The sequence below is a fragment of the Streptomyces sp. LS1784 genome, assembly GCF_020103755.1.
Taxonomy (GTDB): Bacteria; Actinomycetota; Actinomycetes; order Streptomycetales; family Streptomycetaceae; genus Kitasatospora.
In genome coordinates, this window is sequence record NZ_JAHSQD010000958.1 from 1 (window position 1) to 1,870 (window position 1,870).

Annotated in this window: 2 protein-coding genes; both read left to right on the forward strand. The window is 70.6% G+C overall.

What is annotated here, in order from left to right; all coding sequences use genetic code 11:
- On the forward strand, positions 1-409 hold a 409-nt coding region (locus tag KS423_RS44620; RefSeq protein ID WP_224285392.1), incomplete at its 5' end, for a hypothetical protein.
- A gap of 415 nt (positions 410-824) precedes the next feature.
- The coding region (locus tag KS423_RS44625) for an ATP-binding protein (protein WP_224285393.1) at positions 825-1,870 on the forward strand (1,046 nt) is incomplete at its 3' end.

A 1,870-nucleotide genomic window follows, 5' to 3' on the forward strand; every position in this document is an offset into this window, starting at 1 on the left:
CTCCGCGAAGGACGCCGCGGCCGCCGCCGCCGGCTCGGCCGCGGCGGCCCAGGACTCGGCAGCCGCCGCCAAGGCGATCGCGGACTCGACGCAGGCCCTGGTCGACGTGATGGTGGCGCGGGAGACCAAGGAGAAGGCGTACCTGTCCACCGGCCGGGTCTCGTTCGCCGCGGGGGGCCTGCGCGAGCTGGTGGCCCCGGCGGAGGCGAGGACGGCCGAGGGCCTCGGCGCCGGCTCCACCCTGGAGGCGCTCCAGCAGGCGTACGGCGCCAAGGGCCTCCAGCCGGCCAAGAGCGGCAAGTACGTGTTCCCGGTCGAGGGTCAGCAGGGCTGGCAGTACGAGTTCACCGTGGACGCCGGCAAGGTCACCGGCATGGCCGTGGTGAACCGCGACCTGAAGTGCGTCTGACCGGCCGACCGGCCGCGGAGGGCCCCCGTGAACCGCCCGGTTCGCGGGGCCCTCCGCCGTATTCCGGCGGGCGGAGAATTCCGGAGCGTGACGGGGAAATCACTCTGCGCGTGAACGCGGGTGTGATCGGAATGTGCCCCTGTGGTTAACGCGGCATCACAAACTTCGCCAATCGCCACCAGAGTCCCCGGCGGGTCGTCGAATTTAGACCCAACTGCCCTTTTTGGTATCTGTTCTGACATGGCATGAGTTGCAGTAGGCTGACTCCGCGATAGGCGTCGCCGCAGGTCTCGTGCCGCAAAGCACTTCGATGTGATGTGACATCAGGTGTCTTTCGGAGAGGTTCAGGCCGCCAGTCCCATTCGCGCTTTGGGGCCCGGACCGGCTCCACGCGATGCCACCTGAAGAGAGTTTCATGACGTCATTTGTGCAGGAACCCTTTTTCTGGGTCTTCATCGTGGTGATGCTCGCAGCCGTCGGAGCGGCCCTCCAAGCCCGCAGGACGAACCTCGCCCTGCGGCGGCGCAACGCCGCCCTGGAGGAGGAGAGTGCCCTGGCACAGCGGCAGCGCGACGAGCTCGCCGTGCTGCACGACCGCATGCAGGGCCAGCACGCGTCCGAGCTGACGGCCGTCCGACGGGACGCCGAGGAGGACACCAAGGCCGTCCTCAAGGCGGCGATGCGGACGCTGCAGGGCTTGGCCGACGAGCAGCAGGTCGTCATCGACAAGGTGCAGCGGAAGTACGGCGACAGCCCGCAGATCCTCGCCGACCTGATGACGATCGACCACACGAACAGCCAGTTCGGCCGGCGCGCCCAGGGCATCGCGGTGCTCTGCGGCGGCTGGCTGGGCCGCCGTGAGAGCGTCGCCTCGGTCTACGACGTGGTCCGCAGCGCCCAGGGCCGGATCCGGCACTTCGACCGGGTGCGGATCCACTCCCGGGTCAGCGTCTCGCTCGCCAGCAAGGTCGTCGAGCCCATCGCCGTCGTGCTGTCCGAGCTGCTCGCCAACGCGACCAACTACTCCGCCCCGGACACCCCGGTGGAGGTCAGCGTCCAGGCCGTCCCCACCGGTGTCTGCCTGATCATCGACGACGCCGGCCTCGGCATGGGCCAGGAGGAGAAGGACCGCGCGGCGGTGCTCCTGAACCCGGGTGCGCCGATCAGCCTCACCAGCCTGGGCAACCCCCCGAAGTTCGGCTTCGCCGTCTCCGGCATGCTGGCCGCCCGCTACGGCTTCCGGGTCTCCGTCGACTCGGTCTCCCCGTACGGGGGCGTGCGGGCCGTGGTGCTGCTGCCGGCCGAGCTGCTCAGCAGCGAGGTCGCGGCCCCGCCCGCCGCCGAGTACGCCGACTACCAGGCCGCGCCGGTGGAGCAGCCCGCGCAGGCCTGGGGGCAACCGGCCGGTCAGCGGCTCGTGTCGCTGTCCGAGCCGGCGGCGCCGCTGGCCCCGGTGCCGGC